Raw genomic sequence first — 25,604 nt, 5'->3', positions numbered from 1 at the left:
GGTGCGTGCTGGCTCGCGTTCGGGGGCGTGTGATGCGCATTATTCTGGTTGTCGCGCTATTCATCGTTTCGGCAATCCTCACCCCGGCTGTTCTCGCTCAGCAATCGCCTTGTAGCGTCAATAACGGATGGTGTTCGGATGAAGGCACTGCGTATTCTGCAGCGATTGGTCAAGCAAAGGGGAGCTATAGCGATACTTGGAAAAATAGCTATTTGACGATTAGTCGTTCTTGCCCAGACGGCTCAGGCGCAAATTACTGCAGGATTTCTGTTTCAACTGGTCACAGTCCTGGTGATGCGTCTGGCCCCGGTCCATATACACGCTATTGGATGCTTGCCAACAGCTGTGCGAAGCGCCCCTCTCAAACTACGCCATTCTTGCCGGTCACCGGCTCGACTCGTTGTAATCTGGGTTGCGTTGTTAAGTATGCTCAGAATGCAGATGAGACAAGCATTGCTAGCACAACAGGATCCACGTGTGCTGACGACGACTTCAAGAAGGATTGTCCTAGCGGTAGCTACTGGAACGGCTACATGGGCGTTTGCGAGCCTATAGATAAACCTTGTCCCGAAGGCCAGAAGAAGAAGAACGGGCAGTGTGTTCCCGACGGACAATGCCCGGACGGAATGATTTCAACTCCCGGTACTACGCCTGGAGCGATCCAGCAAGGATCGCTCTATTGCAGTCCTGAAAAAAGCGAGTGTCCTGCAGGAAACGTTAAATCGCCTTCCGGTCAATGTCTACCGGGTGATGGGCAGTGCTCGGCAGGCGAAGCAAAGGGCAAGGATGGTACTTGCAAGAAGGACAGCAACGGAGATGGCAAGCCTGACGAAGAAGATGGCGAGCAGGACCCAAACAAAGATTCTGCGTCGGGCGGTGATAGCTGCGATTCGCCGCCTAGTTGTAGCGGGAACGCCATTCAGTGCATGCAGGTGAAGGTTCAATGGCGCATTGACTGCAATACACGGAAGAACCGCAATGTCAGCGGGGGCACCTGTACTGCTGTGCCGATCTGCACTGGTGATAAGTGCGATGCAATGGAGTACGCGTCTTTGATGCAGCAGTGGAAGTCCGCTTGTGCTCTGGAGAAGCTCGCTAAAGGCGGTTCCGATGAGGGCAGTGGTGATTCTTCAGATGCAAACGGCAACGGCGTCCCTGATGTACTGGAGGGCACTGGTGAGGTGACTGGTCCGGGTGATGGCAATGGTGACGTTCAAGGTGCCAAGCGGTTCGGTATCGGGGTTTCCACCAGCTTGCTCGACCAGGACAACATCTTCGGTGGTGGTTCTTGTCCTCAGCCTCCTACGTTCCAACTCATGGGCGTAACGATCAGCGGTGCTGATTTCCCGTATTGGTGCAAAGCCATGTCAATTCTTCGTGCGCTGATACTTGTATTCGGCGCGTTTACTGCTTTGAAAATCCTGATGGGCTGGGGGCTGTAATGAGCGGAATGGTCTGGGGTTGGATTGCAAACGGTATTACCCACCTTCTTGGCAAACTGAAAGATGCCGCATCTGGAATTGTTGGCAAGGTCCTCGCAACCTTCGGATTAACTACGGTTACGTTCGATGCTGTTCTTCCCAATTTGAAATCGTTTGTGCTGTCGCAGGTCAGCGGATTAGATGGTCCAGTTCTTCAAGTGCTTGGCTACCTGCAAGTAGGTACGGCGATGTCAATGATTCTTTCCGCTCTGACGGTTCGCCTTGCTTGGAAGGTCTTCATTGTTCCCAAGTCAGTCGCTGACCAGCTTGCCGGGGGTGGGTCATGATTTATTGGTTTACGGGTCAGCCTGGGCACGGTAAGACGCTCCACGCAATCGAGCGGCTTCTCGAATTCAAGGATCAAGGCCGTATCGTTTACGCGTGCAATATCCGCGAGTTCGACTATGCAAAAACGGGCGTTCTTGAAATGACGCCAGAGCAGTTCAAAGACTGGCCGAACTTCTTGCCTGATGGTGCAGTCGCACTTGTAGACGAAGCCTACGAGCACGGCATGCTCCCCAAGCGTCCGTCGGGCTCAAAGGTTCCTAATCACGTCGAGCAGCTAGCGAAGCATCGTCATAGGGGTCTGGACTTCATCTTCGTCAGCCAGTCGCCCGACAAGCAGTGCGATCAATTCGTGCATGACTTGATCGAGCGCCACATCCATGTGCGTAGGCGGTTTGGTACGCAGTTCGTGCAGCTACGCGAGTTCGACAAGTTCGAAGCGCAGGCCGAGAAAGCGATTCCGCTTGTCAACAGGCGCAAGAAGCTGCCCAAGCGTCCGATGGGGACTTACAAATCCACTGAGCTGGATACGACTGAGCGCAGAATTCCTTGGTACTACATCGCGTTTCCGATCGGCATTGCGCTTGGTTTGTACATGATGTACTACACGTTTGGCTCAATGGGAGAGCGGCTGGGCGGCGATGAGCAAGCGTTACCCGCAGGCAATCAAGTGGGCACGGCGACAACGCCGCGCGACGGAGCGAATGCGACGGCGGGAGGCGGTGTTGCGGCGGGCACCTCGATGACAGCTTCCGACTATGCGAAGCGATTCATTCCACGCATTCCATCTGAGCCGTGGAGCGCACCCGCATATGACGACAGCCTTTCTTTGCCGAGTGAAGCGCCGCGTCTGTTCTGTATGTCTTCCTTGGGTGGTATGAACGCTCAGGGTAAGAATGCCGAACCTTCTTGCACGTGTGTCACGGAGCAGGGCACCAACTACGTGATCGACGAGCCAACTTGTCGTTTTGTTGCCCGTCGCGGCCAGTACGAGCCTTATAGGGACGAGCGAAATGATCGCTTCGTTGATGGGCCTACGCAGATTGAGCGCAATAAAGAATCTATTGCCGAGCGAGGGCAGGGTAGTGCTGTCATCAGTAGAGGCCAACGCTCACAGGGGACATTTCCCGAAGTGAAGTCATACAACACGCCAACCACGGTGCCGTCGACGGATTTCCAGCTATGACGAGCTCGGCGCGAGAAACCCTAAAATGGCTCGCCCTGGTACTGATGACAGGAGACCACGCGGTAAAGGTGTTGGCGGGCGGTTACGTTCCGGTCGTCTCTGAACTTGGTCGAATCGCGTTCCCGTTGTTCGCGTTCGTGATGGCCTACAACTTGGCCCAGCCGGGTGCCGATTATGCGAAATCGTTTCGGCGTCTCTCCATCTGGGGCCTTGTCGCTCAGCCGGTTTATGCATGGACGTTCGACGCGCTGCTCCCGGTCAACGTCCTGTTCTCGTTCGCTCTGGCCGTAGCTTGCTGCTGGGCGGTCCAGAATCGCCGCTGGGGGCTGCTGCTGGTCTTGGCTGGCCCAATCCCTATGCTGGTGGATTATCAGTGGTCCGGCGTTGCTCTTGTGGTGGCATGGTGGTGGTTCTTCAGAACACCCCAAGGGGTGCGCGGTGACCGAACCATCTGGATTGGTGTGGGCCGTCTTTTTCTTGCGTTCGCCGCCTTTGCGCCACTGTGCGTCTATAACGGCAATCCGTGGGCTTTGGTTGCTCTTTTCCCCATGTATTGGCTCGGTGACCCAGCTAGACGCTTGCCGGCTGTCAGGCGCACGCGCTGGGGCTTCTACGGCTACTACATTGGGCATCTGATGGTACTCGCGGCGGTGGCCAGCACGCTTTGAACTCGTTTTTTCCTGCAGGAAATTCGCCCTGCAGGAAAAACGCCCCGGAAACCATTGTCCTGTAAGGCTTTCCGAAAAGTACCGATCGAGAATCACCAGGTCTTTGGGGTGTAGGGGCAGCGCCCCTACGGTAAACGCCTCACACGCGCCCTGAGCGCCTCAGCGCCGGTAGCATCGGGACTACCGGGCAAGGCTCCGCTGATCGACGGATCACCCCCTTGGCGAGCTGCTTTTCTTGGTCCAGCAGTCGCCGGTACTCTTGGGCGAGCGCAGCGGTCAGGCCAAGCCATGCCAGATCCTCCGGCAGCAATTCGCGGCCCTCGGGCGTTACCAATCGGCCCGACTTAAACGAAAAACCGGCCCAAGGGCCGGTCAGCTTGCGGTTACGCATGTTGCAGACTCCGTGTCAAGAGCCATCGGGGCTGCAAGATGCGGACCAGCCATGTCCGGACAATATTTAACATAATATACATTATGCGAAATGGCGTAATGAAGCGCCTGCGCTGTGACTTTCCGAAGTCGATGACCGTTTTTTCATTAGTTAATTGTCCATACTTGAGCGTATAGGGCTAAGCGCTCAAGCGACAGAAGCTTACTTAAGAAGATCGATCAGCAAACACTGCAATTCGTAAGCTAGGTCTTGGTGGGCATCCGGCGACCGCCAGTTTTGCTAACTCTCGGCGACGATTGCGCCCGTCGGATTGCTGCTTCCAAGTCAGCTGGCAAATGCTGAAACTTAGCAAGCTGCTCTTCGATAGCTGCATTCTTGCCTTTCAGCCTGTCTGCTTCAGCTGTCGCTGTGATGGCGGATTCTTGGGCTTGCTGCAGTCCGCGCCGCAAGTCAGCTTCAACAACCGAGTGTTTCTTATCAGCCGCGATGAGCAATGTCCGTATCGACTTGGCCTCTTGGCGAGCAAGGTCGATATCGTGCAGAGCACGATTCTCGACAGATCTGGCATGTTCTATCAGGCTCTCGCGTTCAGATCTGGCCAGTTCCTGCAGCTCGTGCAATCGGGTTTCTAGGGCGTGTCTCGCAGACTCCACCTGCGCTAGTCGCTGATCCGCAGAAGCACGTTGTTGCGCCGACTCTGCGAGCTGCGACTGAAGCTGGTCGACGAGTTGCCGCAGCTCCGTCACCTGGGTCAGTGCGAGGCGTTCTGCGTGGGCCGAGGCCGTTGCTTTGGCATGGAGTTCGGAAGCTTCCTCAGCAAAGTTCTGCTGCTGGACACGCAGTTCGTCGTACTCGGCTGCAAGGGTCTGCCTGGCATGGGCAAGTTCTTCCAACACCGACTCGCGCGCATGCTGCAATGCCAGCGTCCACCACTGTCCGGCCAACTCGGCCAGTGCCGCCGGCGCATCCTTCAAATCTGGTCGTTTCGGCTGCAGTCGAATGCCCAGATTTTTCCACCAGGTCTCCAGCCAGCGCGTCACGGTGTTGGGCGAGCCGGTGCCCAGGTGGGCGCGGATGCGCTCTACCGTGGGGCGATCGCCGCTGGCGACCAGCTCGTCGGCAGCGGTGTGAACATCGGATTCGGTGATGCCGCGGGCCATAAGAGTGTCTCCTGGATGGGCGCCCTGCCCGGTTGATTCACTACTTCCGATAAGGGATAGTTATCGGAAGTAGGTGGCTGTACTCGTACGATACATTACATAATACATATGAAAAATAGACTATCGCCGATACTCCCCGAGCGGCCACCCGCGTTGCAGCCCGAACAACTCGCCGCGCACGCCGCTGCGGCCGTACGGGAAATCTTTGCCGAGGCCACCTCCGCGAATACCACCCGCAGCTATGCGGCGGCGCTGCGCTACTGGGCGGCCTGGTTTCAGGGACGTTACGGTCAGTCGATTGCACTGCCAGTGCCGGCAGCTACGGTGGTCCAGTTCGTGGTCGATCACTTGGAGCGCAGATCCAAAGCGGGCCTGACTTGGGAGCTACCGTCGGCACTGGATTTCCAGCTGGTTACCGCCGGACTGAAGCAGAAGCCTGGCGCGTTCAAGCTCAGCACCGTCGTGCATCGGGTGGCCGTGTTGTCCGCTGCCCATCAGCTCAAGAAGCTCGACAATCCGTGCGAAACGCCGGAAGTGCGCCAGCTGTTGGCCAAGGGCCGTCGTGCAGCGCATAAGCGCGGGGAGCGCCCGCGCAAGAAAACGGCCATCACCCGGACTGAGTTGGAGGCGCTCGCGACCACCTGTGACGACTCCCTCACCGGTCTGCGCGACCGGGCCCTGCTCTACTTTGCCTTCTCCAGTGGCGGCCGTCGTCGCAGCGAAGTGGCGGCCGCCGACATGGCCGACCTGCGACGCATTGATGTCCGGACCTACATCTATCGACTGGAGCACGGCAAAACCCTGCAGGACGGACCGAAAGCGACCTCCACGCCGGACAAGCCGATCCTGGGCGTAGCGGCCGATGCCCTCGCTGCCTGGTTGGACGCGGCCAGCCTGACCGAGGGGCCGATCTTCCGCCGCCTTTGGGGCACCACAATTGGCGTGGGCCTGTCATCCAAATCCGTGGCCGATATCGTGCAGAAACGCGCGCGTCTGGCAGGGCTGGAGGGTCGGCAGGGAATCATTACGTACAGGGCCAGAACTGACCTAAGCGGCTGACGTATAAGGCTGTTTTCTCGTCGCGGGGGTGATCTCCCCATCTATGGGGCCTGTTCGAGGACCTTGGCCGTGTAGCTCAAGGGCGCCACTGCCCTTTCAAGATCCAGGTGGTAATCGCCAAAGCGATTGATGTGACTGGTCCGATAAGGCGACAAACCGGCCAGGATCTCGGGCGTCAGTTCGATCCCCTCCTTCCGCATCTCAGCCAACGTCCGGCTCATGCCCTCCACGTTGTGGAGGATGATCATGTTCGCCACCAACTGGCTGTACTTGATGATCTTGCGCTGTTCGTGTTGGACGTTCTCAGCAATGATCCCTTGGCTGCCAAAGAACACCCACTTCACGAAGCCGTTGTATTCCTCGCTCTTGTTGGTCGCGGCATTGATCGTTTTGCGGATCTCGTTGTCATCAATGTAGCGCAGCAAGAACAGCGTTCTAACGGCCTTGCCTAGCTCCCGGAATGCGAAGTACAGCTTGTTCTTCCGGCTGTAGGTGCCCAGCCGACGCAGGATCGAGGACGCGGTGATCTTGCCCAGTCGGATTGAGATGACCACCCGCAGCATGTCGTGAAGATGGGTGGCGATCAGTTGCCAGTCAATGCTGTCTCCGAACAGTGCCTGGATGTTCTTGTAGGCCCTTCCCGGCTCCGGCCGGAAGAATGTCAGGTCCTTGATGTTTCGGATCCTGGGCATCAGTTGGATCCCCAGCATGTGGGCCAAGCCGAAGACCGGATAGCTTTGGGCCTGCGTGTCGCCATGGACAATCTCAGGCTGGATGTCGGAAGTGTTGGCCAACAGGCCGTCCAGGATGTAGATGCCCTCGTGCACGCCACAAGGAATGAAGTGGCTGAACAGCGCCACGTATTTGTCGGACACGTGGTAGTAGCCGATGCCGCCATAGCCACCGTAGCGGATGTGGTACTCCGACAGGAGGTTGTCTTCGTAGACGCTCCACTTGGTGCCATCTGCTGATGCGCTCTTCCCGCTGCCCCAATAGCCCGGCAGGTCGAATTTATTGTAGGTATTGATGACCTCTACGATGGCCTTTTCAAGCACATCTTCGGTCACGTATTTGAGATTGAGCCAAGCGACCTGGCGCCGGCTGAAGCCCTTGATCGACCGCGCCGTCTGCGTCGGGCCCAGGTTGCAGCCATAGCAAAAAAGCGTGGTGATCACGCGCCGAGGAAGATCTTCAACCTGGCTCTCGGTGCCGGCGATCGGACGGAAGAAGCGGTGCAGATCCAGCCATTGGCTGGCATCGATCAGAACATCGACGATGCTGGACTCGGGCAGCCGTTCAGTGATGAGGCCGTCCACGGTAGCAATTGCACTGGAGACTTCGGCGCGTTGCCCCTTCCGCAATACCAGACGTCCTTCCAGGATGTCCGCATGCACGTTCTCCGGGAAACGCGCGTCGACCTCATCGGCCAGGGCGGTCAGTTGTGTGCGCAACCCAGCCACGAAAGTCGCGGCGTCGGTGGGCAGGCCTGACACCTGCCCATAGGCTTCCAGTTCCTGGGCCAAGGTGGCTTCATCGACCAGCTGCTCGCGGTAGTCGTCAAAACGCTCGCTGCTGGGAATGAAGAGATCTCCGGACTTCAGCTCGTCTTTGACCTGCACCAGCACGGCCAGCTCGAAGTACTTGCGGTGCATCCAGCCTGCGCCTGCCGCACTGGCCCGCTTGCCAAACACGTGCTGACGCCAGAGCTTGGACATCCAATCGAAGTCCTTTTCCGGGTCCAAACCGAGGGAAGCCACCTCGATCAGCTCACGGCGTTGGTTGCGCAGCGACAGCACCGCTGCGATCAACGGCTCCATTCCAGCATCGTGGCTGGTCGCCCGCAAGTTCATCAGCTCCAGCCCGTTGAACAGTAGCGGCCTGATCGCGCCGTAGGGTTGCAGCATGAAAGGCAGGTAGTTTTTCCCAGCGTAGGCCATATGTTCTTCGCATTCGGCCAGCAAGGTCGACACTTCCGCTTCCAGGCTGTTGTCGATCGCGTCCACGCGCTGGCTATCGCTACCATCGAGCTGATAGGCCTGCAGGATCTCTTTGAGCTGGCCGATGAGGAAGTCGGCCCGTTTGGCGTGTTCGAGCTGATACGCCAGTAGCTTCTGTTGCGCGGTGTTTTCCAATCCACGCACCTGCTTGATGAACAACTCGGCCGCATCGTCCAATGTCTTGGCATGCTGGGCGCGGATGAAGATGGTGGCCAGCGCATAGCGCTTGTCCGCAGCCAATTCGGCCAACTCACTGGCGTCATAGGCCCGCGCCATTGCACGGAATTGCTTGAGCTTGGGGACCGGTACATCGATGGGAGGCAGCTGCTCAGCCAACTGCTGCAGCATGCGGGTGTGCTGCAGATAGAACCGGACCTCCTTGTTGGTCGGGCGGCCAGGCTCGCGCTTGAGCGAGTGCCAGCCGGTGAACCTGGACCCTTCCGGTGCGCGCAGCAGTTCATCAATGAGCGTGCGCGTGGCAGGCGTCAGTGCATGGCTGATGCTGCGGTAGTACCCCAAATTGACCCGCTCGCGGGCACCGATGGCGGCCAGCTCCAGGGTGCGGAAGCCAGGCAGTTCGTAGCGATGGTGCACCAGCTCTTCAAGCAGGACGTTCACGATGTCTGGGATGGTGTGCTTGGTCTGGGCTGCGGCGGTGGCCACCGTATCCAGCCAAGCCAGCCCCGACTTGTCCAAGGGACGTACCCCAATGAACTGCCGAAGTTGTGGCATATGCCGGCGCTTGCTGCCGGAGACGTCATAGCGTTCGAGCTGGTCGGAGGCCAGCACGCGGCCGAGACGTGCGGCCTTGGCGATGTGCTGCCGGATCCGCTCAGGCACCTCCGCCAACAGCGTGAAGTAGCCTAAGCGTTGGAAGAGCTTGAGATGGATCAGTACCGCCAGCTGCGGACCCGGCTGGGCAGTCAGCTGCTTGGCAAAGGCGATTTCAGCTGCGGTAGGGGTATAGACCTCCTCCAGTTCCTTGGCGGTGGGATCAGGCTTCAGTCGCGGGTAGGCGGTCTCGTGAAGGGTAGCCATTGGATCCGGAGGTTGTGAGGGGAATCAGTCCCAGTGCCGGCCGTCGTCTGTACTGAGTGACGCTTCCAGGAAACACTGGTGCGTATCGGCCATGCGGTGCATGTCATCGAGCAACGTGGCCAGGATTTCATCCAGATCCCGGTCGGGATCGGTGGGAACAGTCAACCGGTACTCGCTGCTGGCGGTGTTCAGGCGCATAGCCTTGAACGGGGCCAAGCAGATCTCTTCGATCCGACCCCGGGCTCTGGCCGCGCCGCGGCCGGCGCGGGCAAACGGGGTCAGCACCAGGCGTAGGCGCAGCTGCAGGGCAGATTTGCCCTCGGGCGCCGGCAGCACCATCGTCGGAGCTGGCGCGGTTGGGCTGGGCAGGCTCGCTTCAATGCGATCCCGGGCGAACGGGTCACGCCCGTCCAGGTAACGCATGGCCGAGTGCACATCGCGCCAGCCCACGTACTCCATCAGCGCCTTCATATCCCAGCCTTGGTCGTTGGCCCAGCTGGCAAACCCGCGGCGCAGCGAGTGGCTGCTGTGGAGCCCAGCATCGGCAAACCCGGCACTGGCCAGCAACTCGCGCAGCAAGCGCACCAAACTGTTGGGATGGAGGCCTTCGGCGCTTATCTGGCCCCACTGGTTGACCGCTCGAAACACCGGCCCTTCTTGGACGCCAGCCGCCTGCAGCCACGTCTGGGTCGCCTCCACCGGACACAGCCGCGACAACGCTGGCACTTTGTAGGTGACGCCGGCGGCCTGCCTATCGCCCTTGCTGCGCGGCAGGAAGCAGGTCATCCCCTGTCCCGGCACCAGCGTGAGATGGGCCACTTCCAGCCGCAGCAGTTCATCGCCGCGAAAGCCACGCCAGAATCCGAGCAGCACCAGCGCTCGGTCCCGTTGGTGGCGAAGCGCTGCCGCTCCATCGCCCCGGGCATGCGCCGCAGCGATCGCTGCAGCCAACCAGTCATCGAGCTCGACCAGCCGCCGAATCTGGAGCGGCGCGGCTTGCTTGACCTGGCCCGGGTGCAGGGTCTGGATGCCTTTGAGCACCTTGCGCACCAGCGGCGACCGGGTCGGGTCGACAAAGCCGTGGTCGCGGTGCCAAGAGGCAATGGCGGCCAGCCGGTGGCGAAGGGTGCTGGTGGCCAGGGTCTGCGCATACGCGGCCAGGTAGCGGGCCACGCTGTCCGGTGTCGCTGGGAGGTGTCCTTGCCACTCGACTTCAAAGTGCCGCAGCGCCGACGCATAGCTGCGCACCGTGTTCTGGCGCGTGGCCGCATCGAGGTAGCGGTCCAGTTCGGTCACTGGCGCGTGGCCTCCACCGAGGCCGGCTGCCGCAGCGTTGACAGGATGGTGCATTCAGCCCGCTGCCCGCCGTGGCAACTGGCAATCACCCGTTCCAGCTCGCTGGCCATGCGCTGCAGGTCGGCCATGCGCGCCCGCACGTCGGTCAGATGGCTGCGGGCCAGCCGATCCACGTCCCCGCACGAAAGCTCTTCATCGCCCGCCAACTGCAGCAGGCTGCGGACCTCCTCCAGGCTGAAGCCCAGGTCCCGGCCGCGCGCAATGAAGCGCAGTCGCTCGATGTCGGCCGGGCCATAGACCCGGTAGCCATTGCCCGAGCGCCCCGGGCGCGGCAGCAGGCCGATCCGCTCGTAATAGCGGATGGTCTCCAGATGGCACCCACTGGCGTCGGCAGCCTCACTGATTTTCATTCGTAGTGCGCTTGACTCCGTAGTAGCTACGGACTTTACCCTCACCGGCTGTGCCATGCCAGCGGTCCGCCTGGGCCTGGCTTCCCTGCGACTGGAGATGTTCCGATGAGTGATTGCGGCTGCCACCACGAGGCCAAGAACGCGCAGGAGCGGCGCGTGCTCTGGATCGCCCTTGCCCTGAATGCGGCGATGGCCGTGATCGGCGGCATCGCCGGCTGGGTTGCCCATTCCACAGGCCTATTGGCCGACGCGCTGGACATGCTGTCTGACGCCACCGCCTACGCCATTGGCCTGGTCGCCATCGGGCGCACGGCCCGCTTCAAGGCGAACGCAGCCTGGGTCAGCGGCGGTGTGCTGCTGGCGCTGGGCGTTGGCGTGTTGGTTGAGGTCGGCCGTCGCGTGATGTACGGCGCCGAGCCGGTCAGCGGCTGGATGATTGGCACCGCCCTGCTGTCGTTGGCGGTCAATATGACCGTGCTGCGCATGCTGGCGCCGCTAAAGACCGGCGAAGTGCATCTGCGAGCGACGTGGCTGTTCACGCGGGCCGATGTGGTCGCCAATGTTGGGGTGATCCTGGCCGGTCTGTTGGTGTGGTGGCTGGCCAGCCCGTACCCGGATTTCGTGATCGGCGCCCTGATCGGCCTGTATGTGATCAAGGAAGCCTTCGAGATTTTAGGTGATGCCCGCCGGGCAGGTGCCGACGCGCGCAAGACGGCTGCATGACCAGGCTTGGCCGACTGAGCTCGGACTCTGGCGGCTGCGCTTGAACCCGGCACTGTCACGTGGCGCAGCTGGCCCCCGACCTAATCCGTCGCAGCTCAATCTGCGTGACCGTGCGGAAGCTCAGGCAAAACGTTAACTTTCTGTTCTTCGGATGCCGGATTCCGTCAATTTCCCGCGCCAGCTTTTGCCTGGCCACCTGACTCGCAGAGGCCACTCGAGCCCGCGAGATTGATGAATAAGCGTCAGCTTGCTGATGAGCGGGACCCAAGGTATCTTTCCGGCCTCAAATGTATCAGTCCTAGCCACACGTGCCTTCCATTGTCATCCATGCCAAGCGCTACGCTCTGGCACTGCTGCTCGCAGTGATGATCATCGTGCCTGTCGTTGATGCTTCGGTCTGCTTCTCTGAGGAGCAGTCACACCAGGAAGTGGCAGGGCCAGGCGATGGCCACCCCGATAAGGCGCATGCCGCTTGTGGTCACGGTCACTGCCACCACAGCAGCACTTTTGTGGCGTCCAACGGTTTCACCAGTGCCGAAGCCGCAAGAAATGAAGGCGGGCACACGTTCTACGAACAGCCCATGACGTCCCACATCCCGGACACGCTGATTAGACCTCCCAGGCTTTGATCGCATAACAGGCGCAACGCGCCTGTCAGTCCTTCTGCGATCACCTTTGTGTAGGTCTTTCCATGAACACATCTTGTTGCTGGGCGCTCCGTGCGCTCGGCCGACGCGTAGCTGCACGTGCAGTCGCCGGCCAGTACTGCGCCGCCTTGAAGAAGGCGACCTGAATGCCCTTCTCAACATCTACCAATCTCCGAACTGCACGCGATCGAGCGGCACTACTGATGGCAACCTCCGTGCTTGCCATCGGCGCATCTCTTGGTGTGCGCGATTTGGGGCCTGTCGACGAACCGAGATTTGCCTTGGTTGCCACCCAAATGGTGGAAACCGGAAGCTCGCTGTTCCCGCGTCGGGGAGCGGAGCTGCACCCAGACAAGCGTCTCTTCATGTGGATCTCGGCTGCACTGCTGTCACTGACCCAAAACCTGCGGACCGCGGTCCTGGCCCCTTCGCTGGTGTCAGGCGTTGCATATGTGTGGATGAATTTCCATCTAGGAACGCGCAATGGCGGCCGTGTGCGCTATGAGCGCGCGCGGTGGTCAATAAAAAGGAATCACCAATGCATTACGTGAAAACAGAATTCAACCGAGGCAGTTCGCGCGGGGGCTTAGGCTCAGATCCACTGGGCCGTCTTGGCAAGCCCATCTGCGGCCCGCAGCTGGGCGTCAACACGTTGATTATCATCGTGGCGATGTACTTCACGTTCTTTCTCAACAGCGCGTTCTTCGCAGAAGTAATTGCGAAGAGTGGTGCGGACGGAGCAGCTCGTGCGCTACTTGTTATCTCTACGGGAGCGATCCTCACTGCCTTGAATGTGCTCATTCTCGGATTGCTATGCGTTCGATGGACGGTGAAGCCGGTTCTTGCATTGCTTCTCGTCGTGTCCGCTACTGCCGCCTACTATTCAGACAATTACAGCGTCTACTTCGACGCCAGCATGGTACGAAATGTGCTGAAGACCGACGGCGCTGAAGCCGGAGAGTTGCTGACCTGGGGCTTCTTTCTTGCGGTACTAATTAAAGGCGTCGTGCCAGCTATCGCGGTATGCATGGTAAGGCTCCAACGTTCTTCCAATGTGACGCGGGCGATACTTGCAAGAGTGCTTCTACTTGGCATGGCGGTTGTTGTCATCGTTGGCGCGGCAATTGCGTCATTCGACGACCTCTCATCACTCATACGCAATCACAAGCAAGTCAGATACCTTGCAAACCCTGGAAACTACATCGCTTCCATTGCGAAAGTTGTGCGAGAGGACACCCGTGCGGAGCGCGGTCCGATCCAAGTGGTTGGCCCCGATGCCATGATGACGCCTCATCCGCCAGGCGCGAAGCCCCACTTCTTGGTCATCGTTGTAGGTGAGACGGTTCGTGCGCAGAACTGGGGTTTGAATGGATATGGCAGACAGACAACGCCTCAGTTGGCAGCGTTGGACGTCGTCAATTTCTCAGACGTGACCGCCTGCGGGTCAAACACCGAAGTGTCGGTGCCCTGTATGTTCTCTGCGTACGGGCGGCGAGACTACGACCGAGACAAGATCAAAGGTTCGGAGTCGCTTCTGCATGTTCTGGAGCGTGCCGGGGTCAGGACCCTGTGGCGTGACAACCAGACTGGATGCAAGGGCGTCTGCTCTGATCTGGCATTTGAATCCTATCGCGTGCCCGCCAAGGATGTTCTGTGCGACGACCAAGCATGCCGTGACGAGATTATGCTGCAAGGTCTGCATGACTCGATCGAGGACAACCCTGGTGATGTCGTCGTCGTTCTACATCAGTTGGGGAACCACGGACCCAGCTACTTCAAGCGATACCCGGAAGATCTGACGAAATTTACTCCCGACTGCCGAAACGCAGACTTGGGCAAGTGCACACGCGGTGAAATCGTCAATGCGTATGACAACGCGGTCCTTGCGACAGATGACTTCCTTGCAAAGACAATTCGCATGCTTGAACAGGACAAGAGTCACGATACCGGGCTGATCTATGTCTCCGACCACGGCGAGTCATTAGGGGAGGCGAACGTCTATCTTCACGGGCTCCCCTACGCTATCGCCCCTGATACTCAGATCAAGGTGCCGATGGTGATGTGGATGTCTGATGGTATGAAGAGCAGCAACAACCTGGACCTTCAATGTGTCCGGGACCGATCAAAGCAGCCGGCCAGCCACGACAACCTCTTCCATTCTGTGCTCGGCCTGATGCAGGTTAGGACGACGGTGCTAGACGAGAGCCTAAATCTGTTCTCCGGCTGTACCAGCAACGCCGGTCACAGCCTATAGCCGACCACGGCGAGTATCGCTGTTGGAAGACCCCGTGAGCGTCTCTTGGGCCCAAAAGTGGAGTTCCCAGGATTTAGTGGACACCTGACCGAGGGTGGCGATGCGCTGCCTCGAACTCGTCAGGACTGACCCCGCCTAGATGACTGTGGCGGCGTTTTGGATTGTAAAACCCATCGATGTAGTCGGATATGTCCGAGGTCGCCACGTCACGATTCGCATAGATGCGCTTCTTGATCCGTTCCTTTTTCAAACTGCTGAAGAAGGACTCAGCGACCGCGTTGTCCCAGCAGTTGGCACGTCTGCTCATGCTTGGCTCAAGGTGGTTGTCTTTGCAGAAACGTCGCCATGCATCACTTCCGTACTGCGAGCCTTGATCCGAGTGGATAAGGGTTTTGCGAGGACGCCGGCTGCGCACGGCTTTCATCACGGCATCCAGAACAAGTTCTCGATGAATCGTTGATCTGACAGCCCAACCAACAACCCTGCGTGAGAAAAGATCCAAAACAACCGCCAGGTATAGCCAACCCTGCCACGTGCGGATGTAGGTGATATCCGTCACCCATGCCTCGTTCGGGCGCGATACGCTGAACTGACGCTGGAGCAAATTTGGGATCAAGACATGAGGTTTTGGAGCGGGGATGTGCCGTATGCGATAGCCATGCAGCGCGTGCAATCCGTTCACCCGCATCAAGCGAGCAACCCGATGTTTGCTGCATGCCTCCCCGTGCTCCCTCAGGTCGAGAAACACCCTGGGGGCGCCATAAATTCCGTGGCTGGCGGTAAACGACGCACGTATCAAGCGAAGCAACCGCGCATCTTCTTGCGCTCGATCGGAAATCGGATGTTCACGCCATGCGTAGTAGCCGGCTCGAGCAACCCCAAGCAGACGACACATCATCTGGATACTGAACTCGTCCCGATGCGCATCGATGAATTTGTAGGCTTGCCGGGTCTTGCTGGTGATCTTGCCTGCAGACATGACTGTCTCCCAATGCCGCCCCCAACAGAGGCTAGCTCTGTCTAGGAAATCCTGGGAACTCCAAAGAAGGAAACATCGAAGTGGCAGATATGTACGGTCATCGTCCGCGGAGCATTGCGCGCGTCTTTGAGGCGCTTCGCTGGTCTCTTCAGGGACTGAGATCAGCTTGGCTGCATGAATCGTCGTTTCGGTTGGAAGTTGTTATGGCCGTGGTGGCATTACCTACAGCTATCTTTTTGGGCAACTCAGGGGTAGAGCGAGTGCTTCTCATGGGGAGCGTACTGTTCGTTTTGGCATTCGAGCTGCTGAACTCCGCTATCGAGGCAGTGATCGAACGATATGGTCCAGAAATCCATGAGCTGGCTGGTCGTGCCAAGGACATGGGGTCGGCTGCGGTGTTCGTGGCTCTTTGCAATGTCGCCCTCACATGGGCCGTTATCCTTGTGGGTTGATCCCCCGGGTCCCGACCTGAACGGGGCTCGGGTGCGTTCAAGCACAGCCACCGTAGTGTTTTTATGTAATTGTATCCGTCCAAAAGAGGTTGCTAGCCTTTCCCAATGCGTCGCTCTCTGCCTGCTATTCGTATATACCTGATGCTGCTGCTTTTGGCGGTGTTCGTGGTCGTGCCTGTGGCCGAGGCATTGGCGTGCGCGCAAGAAGCGACGGTCAGCGTGGGCGATGTGCACGCCTTGCAAAGTGATTCAGACTCCGAGTCGAGCAAGAGCAAGGATTCGTCCAGTGCCGATGCCTGTGGCCATGGGCATTGCCACCATTCAACGGCAAGCCTCCCAGCTGCCGGTCACGACGATCTGTTCGCCGATGGCCGGATTTCGCTGCACAGTACCGAGCACGGGGACGTCTACGCCCTCCGACTCGACGGACCCATGCGCCCCCCCCGTATCTGATCTGGCTCTGCCCCGCATTTGCGGGTAGTTCGCTCAGATAATTTACGGGAGTTTTTATGTCGATTTTGACGGGTCGGTCGCGTTCAGCGACCGGGTTGGCTGTCGCTGTTCTGCTGGCGTTGGTGCCAACCGGGCATGTAGCTGCTCAAACTGCACCATCTTACGAATCGTTGCTTTCTCGCTTGAACCAGATGCCTGCGACGGTCCAAGGCGTCGCGCTGGCTGAGGCAGCCGAGGCGCGGGTACAACAGGCTCGGGCACTGCCCAATCCGACGGTCTCCATCGAAGCGGAGAACGCCTACGGCACTGGTCCCTACAAAGGTTTCTCAAACGCTGACAGCATTGTCACCCTCTCCCAGCCGCTGGAGATTTGGGGTCAACGAGGGGCCCGAGTGCGCGCCGCGCGTGCGGAGGCTGGGGCTGCAGGCTTGCGGGGTGATCTGATGCGCAGTGACGCAGCGGGTCGCCTGGCTGCGACATACGCCGAAGCAGAGGCTGCGCTGCGCCGATATGAGTTGGCCAGCGAGGCATTGGCCTTGATTGAACAGGACGCCAAGGCGGTAGCTGCGATGGTCAGCGAGGGACGTGAGCCCAACCTGCGCGGTGTGCAGGCACGGAGCGAGGTCGCCAATGCAAAGGCCAGCCTAGATGAGGCCGAGGCCTACCGGGATGCGGCGCTTGCTCGCCTAGCCGGGGTGTCCTTAGTGGACAGCCCGCTGACCGACATCGGCGAAAGCCTGCTTGACCGAGTGCCCTCTCACCCAATTGACAACGAGGCCGCCCCGCTTGCCGTTCGCATCGCCCAAGCCGAAGCGGACGCCTCCGGCCGCCTTATCGATGTTGAGCGCAAGCGTGCGTTGCCACAACTGAGTGCATCCGTGGCTCAGACGCGCTTCCGCCAAGCGGGCGACCAAGCTTACAACGTTGGCATCAGCCTTTCGATCCCCCTATTCGATCGTAACCGCGGTGCGATCCAGGCGGCCTATGCGGAACAACGTGCTGCCGAAGCGGTTCTGGAGGCTCAGAGGCGTGACAGTGAGGCGGCCCGTTTGGGAGCGGTAGCGAGTCTCAAGGCATCCAACAGCCGCGCACGAGCAGCGGATGAAAGCGTACAGGCCGCAGATGAAGCCTATCGGCTGGCCCGCATCGGATTCGAGGCAGGTCGTATATCGCAATTGGAGCTGCGCAGCACGCGATCAACCCTGATCGCTGCGCGTGGCAGTGCTGTGGATGCCCGTCTTAGCCGGGTGGCAGCAGAAATCGACCTCGCCCGCCTTGAAGGGCGCGCACCGTTTGTGGAGGCAAAATGAACAAGTACGGAAACAAGACGCTCATCGGAGCGACGCTGCTGGCTACCTTGATGATGACCGGCGCGCTGACCTCATGCAGTGGCGGGGCGCAGGAGGATGCCAAATCCACCGGTACGGAGGCAGAAAAGCCGGCTGGAAAGGATGATGGTCACGACGTTCACGCAGCTGACGCAAAGCCGGGCTCCGCCGAGGCGCACAGTGAAGGTGATGGTGATGGCGAACATGGCGAAGAGGAGTCCGAGGAAGGTGTAGTCAAGCTGACGCCTGACCAGATCAAGGCATCTGGCATCGGCGTGGTGGCTGTCGGCCGCGGCGGTGGCGCATCGACCCGCCTTGCAGGTCGCGTCGAGCCGGCCATCGGGGGGCGTGCTGCCATCGCCTCAACGGTCACCGGCCGCGTTGAGCGCGTGCTTGTTGCGCCGGGTACAGCCGTCAAGAGCAACCAGCCCCTGGTGATCATTGTCAGTGGAGAAGCTGCGACCTTCAAAGCCGCCGCCACTGCCGCTGCGGCGGAGGCCGAAGCCATTCGCCTGGCCTACGGCCGCGACAAGTCTCTTGTCGAGCAGGGCGTAGTGGCTCGCCAGGAGCTGGAGGCCTCGCGCGCGCGCTCTTTGGCGGCTGATGCTGCCGCTAGTGCTGCACGTGCACAGGTAGCGGCCAGTGGATCTCCGGACAGTTCCGGCCGGGTGACAATCTCCAGTCCTGTCGCTGGCGTGGTTGGCAACGTCCAAGTGACGCCCGGTGGTGTCGTCTCAGCTGGAACGCTTGTTGCGGAGGTTTCCAATCCGGACATGAATGAACTCGTATTCACTGCACCGCCAGCACTGGCCACTCTCGCGGTGCCCGGAATGAAGCTGGAAGTGACTGGCCCGGGCGGAAGCTTCGAAGCTGAGGTGATTGCCGCCGCTGCGAATGTGATGCAGCAGGGAGGCACCGCGACCATTCGCGCCAAACCAATTTCGGAGAAGTTGCCACCGGCCGGCTCCCCCGTTTCGGCCGTCATCATCGCCGATGGTGCCGCTGAAGGTATGAGTGTGCCGGCGGATGCGGTCCAAAGCGTTGATGGCAGAAGTGTTGTCTTCGTTGCCGTCCAGGGTGGTTTCCAGGCTACGCCGGTACTCGCTGGTCGTCGTGCAGGTAATCGAATCGAAATCCTTAACGGCCTGACAGGTAGTGAGCGCCTCGTAGGTGCCAATGCCTTCCTGCTCAAAGCCGAACTGGCCAAGGGCGAAGCCGAGCACGGCCACTAAGGGAACTCATACACCATGTTCAAGATCATCATTGAAGCAGCGGTCAAGTTCCGTTGGCTCGTGGTGTTTCTGGCTGCTTCGATTGCCTGCTTTGGCTTGTTCCAACTGAGCAAGCTGCCAGTCGATGCTGTACCAGATATCACCAACCGCCAGGTTCAGATCAATACCATCGCACCTGCCCTTACTCCGGAGCAGATTGAACGCCAGGTCACCTATCCTCTGGAGACGGCCTTGGCCGGCATCCCAGGTCTGAACACCACTCGCTCCCTATCACGCAATGGCTTCTCTCAGGTCACCGCGATCTTCACTGATCAGACCGACATCTATTTCGCCCGCCAGCAGGTGGCAGAGCGGATGCGGGAGGCTGCCGGAGATCTGCCCGAGGGCGTGTCCCCCATGCTCTCTCCGGTTACAACCGGGCTGGGCGAGGTTCTCATGTGGACGGTGGACTTCAAGCCATTCGACCCCAAGAAGCTGGCCAAGCCCGGCCAGGCTGGCTGGCAAGAGGGTGAGGTCTACCTGACACCAGAGGGCGATCGTCTTGGAACCGCCCAGGAGCGCGCAACGTACCTGCGTACTGTCCAGGACTGGATCATCGCACCACAGATGCGCTCCAGCCCCGGCCTGGCCGGTGTTGATACGGTGGGTGGGTACGTCAAGGAATACGGCATCTACCCCGACAGCGCTCGACTGGCGGCATACAACTTGGGTCTGGCCGATCTGGTCCAAGCACTAGAACGCTCCAACGTCCAGGCTGGCGCGGGTTTCGTCCAGCGTGCGGGCGAAGGCCTGGTCGTTAGGGCAGACGGCCTTGCCCTGACGACCGACGACTTGGCTCAGTCGCCGGTGGCCACCAAGGACGGTGTGGTCATCCGGGTGGCTGATGTTGCCGAGGTCGGTATGGGGCGCGCCCCACGGCTTGGTGCAGCTAGCCGAAATGGTCATGAGGCAGTACTGGGCACGGCACTGATGATCGCCGGCGGCAACAGCCGCACCGTCGCTCAAGCTGCAGCTGAGCGCCTGGCACAGGTCAATGAATCTCTGCCCGCCGATATCTTCGCAGAGCCAGTGCTGGACCGTAGTGTGCTGGTTAACTCCACTGTCAAGACTGTCGCCAAGAACCTGACCGAAGGTGCCCTGCTGGTCGTAGTTGTGCTGTTCCTGCTCCTGGGCAACCTGCGTGCGGCAGCCATCACCGCATTGGTCATTCCGCTATCGTTCCTGTTCGCTGTTATCGGCATGAACAAGTTCGGTATCAGCGGCAACCTGATGAGCTTGGGTGCGCTGGACTTCGGCATCCTTGTAGATGGCGCGGTAATTGTGATCGAGTCCACCCTGCTGATGCTTGGCAAGCGGCGTGCCGAACTTGGCCGACCCCTCAATGCCATGGAGCGACTGCGTGTGGCCGCCGACTCGGCGAGGAAGATGGCGCGTCCTGCAGCCTTCGGTCAGGTGATCATCCTGTTGGTGTTCGCACCGATCCTTACCTTGGAAGGTGTGGAAGGCAAGACGTTCCACCCGATGGCCGCCACCTTCATGCTCGCCCTCGTTGGCGCATTCATCTTCTCCTTTACCTTCGTACCGGCGATGGCTGCCCTGCTGGTCAGGGAGCCCAAGCTCCACGCGAAGAAGGAAGGACACGAGGGCGACCAGGACGAAGAACATGAGACTGCCATCATCCGCGTCCTGCGCGGCCGCATCGAACCGGTGATCCAAGCGGCGATTCGTAGGCCCAAGGCAGTGTTCGCTGGCGCCCTCGTGATGCTCGCAATGGGCGTGGTCGGCTTTACGATGCTGGGTCGAGAATTCATGCCAACGCTTGATGAGGGAAACCTCGCTATGCAGGCGTTGCGTGTGCCATCTACGTCGCTTGAGCAATCGTTGGCTATGCAGTTGGCGCTGGAGAAGGCCATTGCTGCTGAACCAGAGGTTGTGACGGTCTTCTCGAGGACCGGTACTGCCGAAGCAGCTATCGACCCCATGCCGACCAACATCTCCGACAGTGTGATCGTACTTAAGCCGAGAAAGGAGTGGCCAGACTCTTCCCTGAGCAAGGAGGATCTGATTGCAAGGTTTGAGACGATCGCCGCCTCGCAGATAGGCAACAGCTTTGAATTCAGCCAGCCCATCGAGCTGCGCTTCAATGAGCTGATCTCAGGTGTACGTACGGACCTAGCCGTCATGATTTACGGCGATAACTTCGAGCAACTGCAAGCTGTTGCTGACCAGGTCGCGCTGAAGCTGAGAAATACTCAGGGCGCAGCGGATGTCCGTGTTGAACAGATTTCCGGCCTGCCCACGCTCAATGTGGCAATCGATCATCTTGCAGCTGCGCAGTATGGCCTCACGGCGGCGGACGTGAGCGACGCACTTTCAACCGGCATTGGCGGCGCTGCGGCAGGCAAGATCTTCGAGGGCGACCGCCGGTTCGATGTTGTGGTGCGCCTCGGCGACGATGCACGCAATGACCCCGATCAGCTCGCATCGCTGCCGATTGCAACCCCAACTGGGGGCATCGTGCCGCTCTCCTCTGTCGCACGCATTGAGATCAGCGAGGGGCCGAACCAGATCAGTCGAAACAACGGGAGCCGTCGTGTCGTGGTGCAGGCTAATGTTCGCGGTCGTGACTTGGGCGGGTTTGTCGGAGAGGCCCAAGCTGCGGTGAAGGACGTGAAGCTTCCACCAGGCGCCCACATGACGTGGGGCGGTCAGTTCGAGAACTTGCAGCGGGCGGAAAGGCGACTCATGACAGTTGTGCCGATTGTCTTCCTGCTGATCGGAAGTCTTCTGTTCATGGCATTGGGCAGTGCGAAGGAGGCGAGTCTGGTGTTCACCTGCGTCCCGCTTGCCCTGGTTGGCGGAATTCTCGCATTGCTGGTGCGTGGTATGCCGTTCTCGGTATCTGCCGCTGTCGGATTCATCGCGGTATCGGGTGTTGCGACGCTGAACGGATTGGTGCTCATGCAAGCCATCAGAGAGAGGCTTGATGCTGGTGACAGTCCATTGATCGCTGCAATGAACGGTGCCGGCAGCCGAATTCGAGCTGTGGTGACCACCGCGCTGGTGGCGATCGTCGGCTTCATTCCGATGGCTATTGCGAGTGGATCTGGTGCTGAGGTGCAGAAGCCTCTCGCCACGGTGGTCATTGGCGGCCTGTTGACCGCAACAGTGCTGACACTTCTTGTGCTGCCGACATTTGCGGGGCGCCTGGCCAAGCCAGATCCCAAAGGGCAACCGGGAAATGTTCCCTGATTGATGGAGTGTTTGTGTCCGGCAGCGTATCTGCCTGCCGGACTTCCCGATCCATTCTTATGACGTTGGAGGGAACACATGAACCTGACCACAGAAGTCGAATTGCCGGTCGTACTCCCAGGCGTTTCTCACGACGATAACTGCGTCCAAAGGCTGGTGGACGGGCTTCAGGAAATGGACGGAATATCACGCGTGCACGTGCGCGGTGGTAGCGATGGGGCTTGCGGAACACTTTGCATTCATTACGCGCCCGAGCTCATCTCGCTTCAACGAGTGCGAGAGGTGGCGTCGTCCATGGGTGTCAAGCTGGGTGAGCGGTATGGTCACCTCTCCTTGGAACTGGGTTCAGCAGTTCACGCCCGGAAAGCACGAACAATTGCAGGGCAACTACACGCTTTGCCGGGGGTCATTGAAGCCACCACCAGCCCGACTGGCGGCGTGAGCCTCGAATACGATCAAACCAAGACAAGCGAGACGGAGCTGAGAGCAGAGCTCCACGCGCTGGGTGTAGGGCAAGGCGCATCCGGTCCGAAGGAAGACTTGAAAGATCAGCACGAAGGTCACGAACACAAGGACGGACAAGACCATGGTCATTCCCACGGGGGCGTATTGGGTGGCAATAGCGAGCTGATCTTCTCACTTGCCTGTGGCCTGCTCCTGATCCTGGGATTTGCGATTGAAAAGCTCGGCTTGCTCCAAACGCCATGGATTCCTACCGCATTTTACGTAGCTGCCTACCTCTTTGGCGGCTGGTTCACGCTTGGCGAAGCGATTGAGAACGTCAAGCTGAAGCGTTTTGAAATCGATACTCTGATGCTGGTTGCAGCGGTAGGTGCGGCAGCGCTGGGCGCATGGGCCGAAGGCGCCTTGCTTCTGTTCCTCTTCAGTCTAGGTCATGCCCTTGAACACTACGCGATGGGCCGGGCTAAGCGCGCGATTGAAGCTCTTGCAAAGCTTGCCCCAGAAACCGCCAGGGTGCTGAGGGATGGGCAGGTCGTGGAAGTCAAGGTTGAATCGTTGATACCTGGAGATGTGGTGGTTGTTCGTCCCAATGATCGGATGCCGGCAGACGGATTCGTCGTCAAAGGCACTAGCAGCGTTGACCAAGCCCCTGTCACCGGGGAAAGCATTCCGGTAGATAAGTTGCAAGTCACTGACCCTGCTCAGGCACGGGGTCGGCCTGATTCGGTGGGAATGGAGTCCCGCGTCTTCGCCGGCACTATCAATGGCTCCGGCGTCCTAGAGGTCGAAGTCACGCGTCGATCAGGCGAATCGGCACTGGCCCGCGTAGTCAAGATGGTGAGCGAAGCCGAAACCAGGAAATCGCCAACGCAGCGCTTCACAGACAAGTTTGAGAGGGTATTCGTTCCCGCTGTTCTGATCTTGGCCGTGCTGTTACTTTTCTCATGGATCGTGATCGATGAGCCATTCCGCGACAGCTTCTATCGAGCGATGGCGGTACTTGTAGCGGCAAGCCCTTGCGCACTGGCAATCGCGACTCCAAGCGCGGTTCTAGCGGGAATTGCGCGAGCTGCGCGAGGTGGCGTACTCATCAAGGGTGGCGCACCATTGGAGGAGCTGGGCATGGTCCGCGCCATCGCGTTCGACAAGACTGGAACGCTCACTGAAGGCAAGCCGCGAATTACCGACATCAAAGTGATGCAGGGAACGACAGAGCAGGAACTGCTTCACGTTGCCGTCGCCGTCGAGGCTTTAAGTGACCACCCTTTGGCCGCAGCTATCGTTCGAGATGGTAATACTCGCCTGGGCGATGGACCGGTCATGGTAGCGACAGACCTCGCTAACTTCGCTGGAAGAGGCGTTCAGGCGAAGGTGAACGGCATTGACGTGTGGATAGGAAAGGCAGAAATGTTCGGTAACGACGGCATTGGCGCTCTATCCGCGGGTGCGGAGTCTGCCATTGAGGAGCTCCGTAACGCCGGCAGAACCACGATGGCCGTTCGCCTAGGTGATCGCGACCTAGGTGTCATCGGCCTTATGGATACGCCCCGGCCAGAGGCGCGTGAAGCCCTGGACAAGCTAAGGCGCTTGGGCATCCAACGAATGATCATGATCTCTGGCGACCACCAGACTGTAGCTCAAGCCGTGGCAACGGACGTGGGTCTAAACGAGGCATGGGGAAATCTCATGCCTGACGACAAGGTGAAGGCAATACGTCGGTTGAAGGAGACGGAGCGAGTGGCAATGGTCGGCGACGGTGTGAATGACGCACCCGCAATGGCTAGTGCCAGCGTCGGAATTGCAATGGGTGCCGCCTCTTCGGACGTAGCGCTGGAGACTGCCGACGTCGCGCTTATGTCTGAGGATTTGAGACAGGTTGCATTCTCTGTAGCGCTTAGTCGACGCACGAAACGGGTGATCCGTCAGAACGTGTATGTGAGCCTGGGCGTCGTAGCGTTGTTGGTTCCTGCGACCATCCTAGGTCTTGGCATTGGACCGGCTGTGGCAGTGCATGAAGGTTCAACCTTGTTGGTTGTATTCAATGCGCTGAGGCTCCTTGGCTTCCGTCAGTCGTGACATGCGAATTCTAGTGATTGAGCGCGATCGAGAAGTCGCTTTGAAGATTCTGGCCTACTTCGAGGCCCGAGGGCATCAGCTTGATACCATCGGGGACGGCATCGCCGGCCTTCACTTTGCGGCGTCCAATGGTTACGACGCAGTCATTCTTGATTGGATGCTTCCTCGCATGGAAGGCCCGGAGGTTCTGAGAAGGCTGCGGTTGAATCACGGTGTTTCAGTTCCCGTTGTGATGTTGGCTGCAAAGGTTGCGCTCTCGGACAAAATCATCGCTTTCCGCTCCGGTGCAGATGACTATGTGACCAAGCCTTTTGAGCTCCCGGAGCTCGAAGTTCGCCTAGAGGCGTTGGTTTCCCGTACGGAGGGACGCGTAACAAGGAGGCGACTGCTGATCGGAGAGCTCACGTTGGACCTGAGTACGTTGGAGGCCACACGGGCTGGAAAACGACTGCATCTGTACCCAGCTTGCAGGAAGCTCCTTGAAGCGCTGATGCGGGCAAGTCCTGCCGCTGTGACCAGGCGGCAGCTTGAGCACACTCTCTGGGGTGACGACCTGCCCGACGGGGATCTTCTGCGATCACAGATGTCCAGCCTGCGGCGAAGCATTGATGGTCCGTTTGAGGAAAAGATGATCCAGACGCTGCCGCGGGTTGGGTATCGACTGATACCGCCATCAAGGCCTATGCCCCCCCCCCGGGGAAGGGAGGCCCTATGACGGTGAGGCGTAGACATGGCTGCAGAGCCGTCAGTGCAGACCTTGAGCGCCTGACTATTT

Annotated in this window: 22 protein-coding genes; 16 read left to right on the top strand and 6 right to left on the bottom strand. The window is 59.4% G+C overall.

What is annotated here, in order from left to right:
* The first annotated feature begins 32 nt into the window (after positions 1–32).
* The 4 genes from RT131_RS08615 to RT131_RS08600 are packed head-to-tail and all read left to right on the top strand — an operon-like array spanning position 33 to position 3,620.
* The gene (locus RT131_RS08615) at positions 33–1,442 is read left to right on the top strand and encodes a hypothetical protein (protein ID WP_313172025.1); all 1,410 of its coding nucleotides are present in this window, start codon (positions 33–35) and stop codon (positions 1,440–1,442) included.
* The gene (locus tag RT131_RS08610) at positions 1,442–1,768 is read left to right on the top strand and encodes a DUF2523 family protein (RefSeq protein ID WP_313172023.1); all 327 of its coding nucleotides are present in this window, start codon (positions 1,442–1,444) and stop codon (positions 1,766–1,768) included. The genes RT131_RS08615 and RT131_RS08610 overlap by 1 nt, the downstream gene beginning before the upstream one ends.
* The gene (locus tag RT131_RS08605; RefSeq protein ID WP_313172021.1) at positions 1,765–2,952 is read left to right on the top strand and encodes a zonular occludens toxin domain-containing protein; all 1,188 of its coding nucleotides are present in this window, start codon (positions 1,765–1,767) and stop codon (positions 2,950–2,952) included. The genes RT131_RS08610 and RT131_RS08605 overlap by 4 nt, the downstream gene beginning before the upstream one ends.
* Complete coding sequence (locus RT131_RS08600) at positions 2,949–3,620, top strand: TraX family protein (RefSeq protein WP_313172019.1); 672 nt, start codon at positions 2,949–2,951, stop codon at positions 3,618–3,620. The genes RT131_RS08605 and RT131_RS08600 overlap by 4 nt, the downstream gene beginning before the upstream one ends.
* Before the next feature lie 139 nt (positions 3,621–3,759).
* Here the strand turns inward: RT131_RS08600 and RT131_RS08595 are convergent, their stop codons facing one another.
* Positions 3,760–4,011: a DUF3653 domain-containing protein gene (locus RT131_RS08595; protein WP_313172017.1), complete on the bottom strand. Its 252-nt coding sequence runs from the start codon at positions 4,009–4,011 to the stop codon at positions 3,760–3,762.
* A 242-nt stretch (positions 4,012–4,253) separates the two neighbouring features.
* The gene (locus tag RT131_RS08590; protein ID WP_313172015.1) at positions 4,254–5,171 is read right to left on the bottom strand and encodes a DNA-binding protein; all 918 of its coding nucleotides are present in this window, start codon (positions 5,169–5,171) and stop codon (positions 4,254–4,256) included.
* Positions 5,172–5,279: 108 nt separating this feature from the next.
* On the opposite strand from RT131_RS08590, the gene RT131_RS08585 reads away from it, so the two are divergent.
* On the top strand, positions 5,280–6,230 hold the full coding sequence (locus RT131_RS08585; RefSeq protein ID WP_313172013.1) for an integrase: 951 nt from the start codon (positions 5,280–5,282) through the stop codon (positions 6,228–6,230).
* Positions 6,231–6,271: 41 nt separating this feature from the next.
* On the opposite strand, the gene RT131_RS08580 is transcribed toward RT131_RS08585, so the two are convergent.
* From RT131_RS08580 to RT131_RS08570, 3 genes are read right to left on the bottom strand one after another with little or no spacing between them, the layout of a single operon-like run.
* Positions 6,272–9,265: a Tn3 family transposase gene (locus tag RT131_RS08580; RefSeq protein WP_032961106.1), complete on the bottom strand. Its 2,994-nt coding sequence runs from the start codon at positions 9,263–9,265 to the stop codon at positions 6,272–6,274.
* Positions 9,266–9,289: 24 nt separating this feature from the next.
* The gene (locus RT131_RS08575; RefSeq protein WP_074053037.1) at positions 9,290–10,561 is read right to left on the bottom strand and encodes a site-specific integrase; all 1,272 of its coding nucleotides are present in this window, start codon (positions 10,559–10,561) and stop codon (positions 9,290–9,292) included.
* Positions 10,558–10,971: a helix-turn-helix domain-containing protein gene (locus tag RT131_RS08570; protein WP_014159616.1), complete on the bottom strand. Its 414-nt coding sequence runs from the start codon at positions 10,969–10,971 to the stop codon at positions 10,558–10,560. The genes RT131_RS08575 and RT131_RS08570 overlap by 4 nt, the downstream gene beginning before the upstream one ends.
* 105 nt (positions 10,972–11,076) lie before the next feature.
* On the opposite strand from RT131_RS08570, the gene RT131_RS08565 reads away from it, so the two are divergent.
* From RT131_RS08565 to RT131_RS08550, 4 genes are all read left to right on the top strand, one after another.
* Positions 11,077–11,694 carry a cation transporter gene (locus tag RT131_RS08565; protein ID WP_313172010.1) on the top strand — a complete coding sequence of 206 codons (618 nt, stop codon included), beginning with the start codon at positions 11,077–11,079 and terminating at the stop codon, positions 11,692–11,694.
* Between the two features lie 308 nt (positions 11,695–12,002).
* On the top strand, positions 12,003–12,323 hold the full coding sequence (locus tag RT131_RS08560; protein ID WP_062167471.1) for a hypothetical protein: 321 nt from the start codon (positions 12,003–12,005) through the stop codon (positions 12,321–12,323).
* A gap of 221 nt (positions 12,324–12,544) precedes the next feature.
* The gene (locus RT131_RS08555) at positions 12,545–12,892 is read left to right on the top strand and encodes a hypothetical protein (RefSeq protein WP_313172008.1); all 348 of its coding nucleotides are present in this window, start codon (positions 12,545–12,547) and stop codon (positions 12,890–12,892) included.
* Entirely contained in the window at positions 12,880–14,595 is a 1,716-nt protein-coding gene (locus RT131_RS08550) for a phosphoethanolamine--lipid A transferase (protein ID WP_313172006.1), read from the top strand. The genes RT131_RS08555 and RT131_RS08550 overlap by 13 nt, the downstream gene beginning before the upstream one ends.
* A 73-nt stretch (positions 14,596–14,668) precedes the next feature.
* Here RT131_RS08550 and RT131_RS08545 read toward each other — a convergent pair whose 3' ends face one another.
* Positions 14,669–15,574: an IS3 family transposase gene (locus RT131_RS08545; protein ID WP_313172004.1), complete on the bottom strand. Its 906-nt coding sequence runs from the start codon at positions 15,572–15,574 to the stop codon at positions 14,669–14,671.
* An 80-nt stretch (positions 15,575–15,654) separates the two neighbouring features.
* Here RT131_RS08545 and RT131_RS08540 point away from each other — a divergent pair, with 80 nt between their 5' ends.
* The 7 genes from RT131_RS08540 to RT131_RS08510 all read left to right on the top strand — a co-directional run bounded on the left by RT131_RS08540 (position 15,655) and on the right by RT131_RS08510 (position 25,544).
* Entirely contained in the window at positions 15,655–16,026 is a 372-nt protein-coding gene (locus tag RT131_RS08540) for a diacylglycerol kinase (RefSeq protein WP_313172002.1), read from the top strand.
* 105 nt (positions 16,027–16,131) lie between these two features.
* Positions 16,132–16,479: a hypothetical protein gene (locus RT131_RS08535; protein WP_225764965.1), complete on the top strand. Its 348-nt coding sequence runs from the start codon at positions 16,132–16,134 to the stop codon at positions 16,477–16,479.
* A gap of 56 nt (positions 16,480–16,535) precedes the next feature.
* Positions 16,536–17,789, top strand: coding sequence for a TolC family protein (locus tag RT131_RS08530; RefSeq protein WP_313171997.1), 1,254 nt, complete (start codon positions 16,536–16,538; stop codon positions 17,787–17,789).
* Complete coding sequence (locus RT131_RS08525; RefSeq protein ID WP_313171995.1) at positions 17,786–19,039, top strand: efflux RND transporter periplasmic adaptor subunit; 1,254 nt, start codon at positions 17,786–17,788, stop codon at positions 19,037–19,039. The genes RT131_RS08530 and RT131_RS08525 overlap by 4 nt, the downstream gene beginning before the upstream one ends.
* 15 nt (positions 19,040–19,054) lie before the next feature.
* Entirely contained in the window at positions 19,055–22,291 is a 3,237-nt protein-coding gene (locus tag RT131_RS08520; RefSeq protein ID WP_126941534.1) for a CusA/CzcA family heavy metal efflux RND transporter, read from the top strand.
* Between the two features lie 78 nt (positions 22,292–22,369).
* Complete coding sequence (locus tag RT131_RS08515) at positions 22,370–24,829, top strand: heavy metal translocating P-type ATPase (protein ID WP_313171992.1); 2,460 nt, start codon at positions 22,370–22,372, stop codon at positions 24,827–24,829.
* A 1-nt stretch (position 24,830) separates the two neighbouring features.
* A complete protein-coding gene (locus tag RT131_RS08510) occupies positions 24,831–25,544 on the top strand; it encodes a response regulator transcription factor (protein ID WP_313171990.1) in 714 nt (237 codons plus the stop codon).
* The last annotated feature ends 60 nt before the right edge of the window (positions 25,545–25,604 follow it).

It is taken from the genome of Stenotrophomonas sp. (assembly GCF_032066555.1).
In the GTDB taxonomy this organism is placed as follows: Bacteria; Pseudomonadota; Gammaproteobacteria; order Xanthomonadales; family Xanthomonadaceae; genus Stenotrophomonas.
The sequence above is the reverse complement of the archived record's forward strand: the minus strand, read 5'-3'. Positions and strand labels throughout refer to the sequence as shown.

Bases quoted from the DNA above. Each gene is read 5' to 3' on its own strand.
- RT131_RS08615 (WP_313172025.1), top strand. From the start codon at position 33: ATGCGCATTATTCTGGTTGTCGCGCTATTCATCGTTTCGGCAATCCTC.
- RT131_RS08610 (WP_313172023.1), top strand. From the start codon at position 1,442: ATGAGCGGAATGGTCTGGGGTTGGATTGCAAACGGTATTACCCACCTT.
- RT131_RS08605 (WP_313172021.1), top strand. From the start codon at position 1,765: ATGATTTATTGGTTTACGGGTCAGCCTGGGCACGGTAAGACGCTCCAC.
- RT131_RS08600 (WP_313172019.1), top strand. From the start codon at position 2,949: ATGACGAGCTCGGCGCGAGAAACCCTAAAATGGCTCGCCCTGGTACTG.
- RT131_RS08595 (WP_313172017.1), bottom strand. From the start codon at position 4,011: ATGCGTAACCGCAAGCTGACCGGCCCTTGGGCCGGTTTTTCGTTTAAG.
- RT131_RS08590 (WP_313172015.1), bottom strand. From the start codon at position 5,171: ATGGCCCGCGGCATCACCGAATCCGATGTTCACACCGCTGCCGACGAG.
- RT131_RS08585 (WP_313172013.1), top strand. From the start codon at position 5,280: ATGAAAAATAGACTATCGCCGATACTCCCCGAGCGGCCACCCGCGTTG.
- RT131_RS08580 (WP_032961106.1), bottom strand. From the start codon at position 9,265: ATGGCTACCCTTCACGAGACCGCCTACCCGCGACTGAAGCCTGATCCC.
- RT131_RS08570 (WP_014159616.1), bottom strand. From the start codon at position 10,971: ATGAAAATCAGTGAGGCTGCCGACGCCAGTGGGTGCCATCTGGAGACC.
- RT131_RS08565 (WP_313172010.1), top strand. From the start codon at position 11,077: ATGAGTGATTGCGGCTGCCACCACGAGGCCAAGAACGCGCAGGAGCGG.
- RT131_RS08555 (WP_313172008.1), top strand. From the start codon at position 12,545: ATGGCAACCTCCGTGCTTGCCATCGGCGCATCTCTTGGTGTGCGCGAT.
- RT131_RS08550 (WP_313172006.1), top strand. From the start codon at position 12,880: ATGCATTACGTGAAAACAGAATTCAACCGAGGCAGTTCGCGCGGGGGC.
- RT131_RS08545 (WP_313172004.1), bottom strand. From the start codon at position 15,574: ATGTCTGCAGGCAAGATCACCAGCAAGACCCGGCAAGCCTACAAATTC.
- RT131_RS08535 (WP_225764965.1), top strand. From the start codon at position 16,132: ATGCGTCGCTCTCTGCCTGCTATTCGTATATACCTGATGCTGCTGCTT.
- RT131_RS08530 (WP_313171997.1), top strand. From the start codon at position 16,536: ATGTCGATTTTGACGGGTCGGTCGCGTTCAGCGACCGGGTTGGCTGTC.
- RT131_RS08525 (WP_313171995.1), top strand. From the start codon at position 17,786: ATGAACAAGTACGGAAACAAGACGCTCATCGGAGCGACGCTGCTGGCT.
- RT131_RS08520 (WP_126941534.1), top strand. From the start codon at position 19,055: ATGTTCAAGATCATCATTGAAGCAGCGGTCAAGTTCCGTTGGCTCGTG.
- RT131_RS08515 (WP_313171992.1), top strand. From the start codon at position 22,370: ATGAACCTGACCACAGAAGTCGAATTGCCGGTCGTACTCCCAGGCGTT.
- RT131_RS08510 (WP_313171990.1), top strand. From the start codon at position 24,831: ATGCGAATTCTAGTGATTGAGCGCGATCGAGAAGTCGCTTTGAAGATT.